The organism is Streptomyces sp. SP18CS02 (assembly GCF_036322365.1).
Taxonomy (GTDB): Bacteria; Actinomycetota; Actinomycetes; order Streptomycetales; family Streptomycetaceae; genus Streptomyces.
On sequence record NZ_JAQYXC010000230.1, the window covers coordinates 1 to 336 of the forward strand.

Annotated in this window: 1 rRNA gene; it reads right to left on the reverse strand. The window is 57.4% G+C overall.

The window, feature by feature from the left end:
• Nucleotides 1-336 (reverse strand): 23S ribosomal RNA (locus tag PUR26_RS02280); the annotation flags it as partial.

A 336-nucleotide genomic window follows, 5' to 3' on the forward strand; every position in this document is an offset into this window, starting at 1 on the left:
ACTCTTGGGGAAGATCAGCCTGTTATCCCCGGGGTACCTTTTATCCGTTGAGCGACGGCGCTTCCACAAGCCACCGCCGGATCACTAGTCCCGACTTTCGTCCCTGCTCGACCCGTCGGTCTCACAGTCAAGCTCCCTTGAGCACTTACACTCAACACCTGATTGCCACCCAGGCTGAGGGAACCTATGCGCGCCTCCGTTACTCTTTACGAGGCAACCGCCCCAGTTAAACTACCCATCAGACACTGTCCCTGATCCGGATCACGGACCCAGGTTAGACATCCAGCACGACCAGAGTGGTATTTCAACGGCGACTCCACAACCACTGGCGTGGCT